The following is a 4,782-nucleotide window of genomic DNA, read 5'->3' as shown; positions in this document are numbered from 1 at the left end:
TAGCCTTGATCAGCTCTGATTCAGACACGCCAACGGCATTGGCATAAGGTGTCAGAGTATCCTGAACATTAGTCAGGAATGCTACGGTCTTGCGGCCGTTTTCAAAGGCGACATCGTCAAGAACGTAGTTGGCGATGACCACAGCTGCATACTCTTTCATGCCGGCAACAGACGCCTTCATACCCGCCGGGCCAGTGGTGGTCACAGTCACAGGTGCAAAGGCACTCTGCATGAATTCCTCAGCACTCTTTTCGGACAGCCCATGGACAACGCCTCTGAAGTGGATTAACTTGATGCCACGTCTGTAGCCAAGGAGGTGTTCAAATTCTTCTACTGGCTCATAACCATCGACACTTCTGACGGCCTTTATGTAGTTCTCAAGTTCAACCTTGCTGATCAGACCTTCACGCAGCAGAGTGATGATCTTGTGACCACTGGCAGAATGGGCAGCGAAGTATTCCGAAAAGCTTTTCAGCTCCTTTGGTTCACACTCGACGAAATGAATGGCTGTTTTGCCCATGCCGCGAATTTCATCGTCGTATTGTTGAGCCCCGTTTTGCAGCTCGCGCCTGGCCCTGACCACAAGCTCATGGACTTTTTTAGGGACATTGAGAGGCTGATCTTTTCCAGGGTTGAGAGGGGGCGGGAAGGTCGTTTTCAGACTTTTGAAAACTTCCACAATCCGACTGGCCTGATCAAGCGTCAGCCCGTCTCCGATCGATGCAATCAGGCGAAGCGGTTGAAGTTCATCGGCAAAACCTAAAGCCGGAAAGTAGGGTATTAGCCCACCGCGTTTTTCCGCTAATTCTGCCAGACCCATTGCGGCTTCCAGAGCTTGTTTCTTGAGAGAGTGCTGCTGCATGAAGTCATGGATATCGGTCAGGACTTTTATCTGCCTGGGTGTGAATTGGGAGGGAGCGACATCATTTTCGACGGCTTCCTCTGCTGCCTTCAAGACTTCCCTTATTCTCTCAATGTTTGCTTTCCTGGGTTCAAGCTCATCTTCCAGACGGGCCTGCTCCTGAATCAGTTGCCGGATCTCACCGCCGGTACCATCATGACCACCCAGTTGTACCTGTCTGTTTCTCAGGATATCAAGTCGTCGTCTAAAGGTGTCAGAAGTGTCTGGTTTAAGGTCCACGGCTTCTTCAGTGGTACCAAGAAACGCTACATTGTAATTCGTCAGAGCATCTTCTGCTTTTGATACAGCTTCACATTTCTGCTTCAGGATTAAACTCAGCTCAACCATTTCGTGCTTATGTAGGGTTTTAGCCTCCTCATCGATGCCTCCAAAATCAATAATCTTCTGTTGTTTACGATCCAGATTCTCTTGTGCATCCCTCTGTTCAGACATTGCATTGATCACGTCCATAAATTTCTTGTGGTGCTCACGCAGGAATTCTGTGATCTGAGTGTACTTTTTTCTGGCTAAAGGCAGTTCACCCAATGCTTCCTCAAGGGTACCGGTTTCGTCCGGACCATGATTTTTTTTATGGCTTGTAACTGAAAAAAAGTAATCATTTTTTTGCAGTGAACTGAGGTCATCTTCTTTTATATGGATATCCAGATCTGCTCTGGCTCCGGGTGTCTCAATGATTTCATCTCTTTTTTCTGTACTGTGTTCCCGCAGGAAATGTCTGATGTCCTCTAATCGCTCTTCAGACGTTTGTTCGTCACCTGCAGCCAGACCAAAGTCGGTCTGAAATTGTTTCATTAGCCGATTGAGAGTTGCGTCGTCTTGATCCGGGAGGTGTTGGAGATCACTGCGTTTTCCCGCAAATAATACGTGTTTGCCACTAATCGTCTTAAGTTCACGGTAAACCTCTTTCAGTCCGTTTTCAGCATTTTCCAATGCTCGTCTGGCATTGGCTAGCTCACGATCAAGAACGTATCGGGGTCTGGGGCCCAGACGAGTCAATTGCCTGTCAAGCTCATTCTCAATGGCTGCAATGCGCTCATTAACGTCAGGCTGACCTGTATTGATAACTAAATCGTCCAGCTGCAGGAGTTTTTTTTCAATCAAACTGTTCTGGTCGTTGATAATGGCATCTTCTCTATAATCCTCAATGTTGAGTTGATGAGCCACTGCATTGTTCCAGGATCTTCTGGCAGCTTCATCGTCATAAGCTGTATTTGATTCTTCGATTAATTCCAGAACTCTGGCTCTCAGGATATCCTTCTGATCAGACAGGTTGTCATCCTGCTCAAGTGCTACATTCAGGTCTTTGGCCAGTTTGACAGTGAAAGCTCTGCCGCTTTCTCTGGCAGCAACGTTTTCATCAGGGTTGATGCTTAGCTCGTCCTCAACAGCTCTAAGCAGAATTGTCTGTTGTTCCCTGGCGTGCTTGTCCAGGTAGGCATCTTCGACTTTATAGATAAGAGTCTCACGAATCTTGTTGTATTTGAGATCTTTCTTGTTCAGAGCTTTGCTGTCTTCTTTCCAGAGGGTTTGATCTATCTGATCCAGCAATTGCTCTGAGACATCATGATCGGCAAGTAGGGTATGAACCCGGGCAAGTCTTGCTGCATTGTCATCCCATTCGTCGAATTTGATGTTAAGAATCTTTTCTACGGCTTCGAGCACAGCGGACTGTTGTTCTCTGGCTTGCATGTCCGGGTCAGAGCCTTCGACTTTATCGTGAAGGTTTGCAAGAAGCATAATGAGTTTGTGTTCCTTCTCGTCCTGAGTTTTGCTTTCATATTGCCAGCGGATGTTATCGATTCGATTCAGTACCGCATCCAGTATCTTTTCTGAGAGAGGATTGCGGTTAAGTGTTATAAAAACTCTGGTGAGTCTTGTTGTTTTGTCATCCTCTTCATTGACTCTGATGTCAAGTACTACTTCTACGTCATCGAGTATGTCCAGAGCCTCGTTCTCTGCCAGCTGTCTGGCATCTCTGATGTATTCCTGCATGTTTTCAGAAATGCCCCGGCGACGGAGATACACGTCGTCGTTTTCATCAAGGTCATGCATCTTAAGGGCTTTTTCTACGGCACTCAGCGTCTCAAGGACCTCGGGCATGGGTTTGGGGTTGCTTTGTGTTCTGATGTCTTGCCGTTCTTGTTTCGAATCTGCAAGGCTGTCGAACCTGTTATGAATCTGTGCAAGTTCATCCACACAATACTGTGCTTGTCCTGATATTTTCTGCTTTTTCTGACCACTTGGAATGACTGATACTATTGTTCGTTCTGTTAATGTTCGTTCTGTTAATTCCTTTTGATCGTTGAGTTTGGCCTCTGTTGCCCTTAGCGCTTGCAACTCATTTTCCATCTCAATGAGCTGTCCGGCAAATCTGCCAGTGACTTTGGAAGCAAAGCCTTCCTCTTCACTAAAAGGATCGTCAAAATAATCGTTAGAAAATACGCTGATATCGGACCTGATTATTTCATGAATATTCTGAATGAAATCCCGGTTAGTCAGAAGATTTCCAAGTACGGGTTTGAAGCTGAAACGTTTTACAAGTTGGATATGCATCCAGGTCGGCGTGATGAATGACGAAACGAATCTGACGTGTGGCATTGTGAATTTAAATTCGTCTGCTCCATCCGAAGCAGCACAGGTCAATGTCTGCTGGAGATATTCATAGTATGCAAACGTCACCAGTTTGCCATGGTATAAAAGCGACGTATGTTCACTTTTGACAATTCCATTATTGTGCTCTGCAGCTAACTCTTCGAGCTGTGCCATCTGCCTGCTTCGAATGATGTACTGGTAGCTTTTGACCCTGTCTTTTTTAACCTGTATTGTTTCCCGGGGGCGAGGGCTGTTGTAGAACTCTTCCATCCAGACGTCATAGATACCTTCAATAAAAGCGATATCGGTCGGATTCTGCTTCTGACCGCGGAAAACAATAATCTCCCCCGGAGTCTCAGTCACTTCCAGTTTTGGAAAACCTGCAGGCACAGGGTATGCCTGCGTGTCATCCTCAACGTATACGACATAGCCGACGGGCTTATGGCAGGACAACAGTTTATTCAGAGTTTCCTGTTGTAGATCTTCACCCAGAAGATGAACCCGGGCGTAGGCAGAGGTGGCTGCTGCTAAAAGCACCTCATCATTGACAAAGAGCGATTGACCCAGACGTTGCAGTTCAGGAGGCTGATCGCCTGCTGCGATAAGACGCATGAAGGTGCGCCCATTCACTTCAACTTTGTCTACTTCAATAGTGGCAAGGGCAACATAGTGATCAACTTCGCCAAGACTTCCTGCTCTTTCATTCGCACCCTTCAGCACTCCGACCAGAAGTTCAGGGTTGGCAACTTTCGTAAACGGTTCTAATGGTTGGATATCATCTGATTGAGCACGAACAGCCGCAATTGAGCTCTGATCGGTCATTCCTTTTCTGACTTCAATGACCAGTTTCGTTTCTGCAAGATCATGGGTGAACTTGAAGATTTCCTCATTACCGACCTTGAGAACTTTGGTGTATTTCTGAGCAATTTCATTATCGTCTGTTGCAAATAGATCAACACTGGAAACGCCACCCTCGATGCCGGAAAGAACGTCTGTGAAGGCTTCAGAAGGAACGTCATAGCCCGCTCTGACTTCAGTCTGGTCCGGGTAGGTGGTGGTAAAGGATCCGGGTATTGGCTGCTGGTCATCACCTGAAGTTGGCTTAACTATAACCTCACTCCGGGTAAACTCCTTATGTCCATTGTCCCGAATATCGAAAGATTTTATCTGCAGCCTGCGATCGGCCAGTGCCTGTGTGACAATGATGGAAGAGCTGATGGCAATGGCTACGGCAAGGCTTAATGCATTGGGACGAAATTTTCTCATTC

General features: G+C 46.7%; 1 protein-coding gene. It reads right to left on the bottom strand.

From position 1 onward, the window contains the following. Positions 1-4,782 (bottom strand): hypothetical protein (locus KDK17_RS16265; RefSeq protein ID WP_257288538.1); only part of this gene is annotated, 4,782 nt, incomplete at both ends.

This window comes from Endozoicomonas sp. SESOKO2 (assembly GCF_024606245.1).
GTDB lineage: Bacteria > Pseudomonadota > Gammaproteobacteria > Pseudomonadales > Endozoicomonadaceae > Endozoicomonas_A.
Note: the sequence above shows the minus strand (reverse complement) of the source record. Positions and strands in the feature narration are given on the sequence as shown.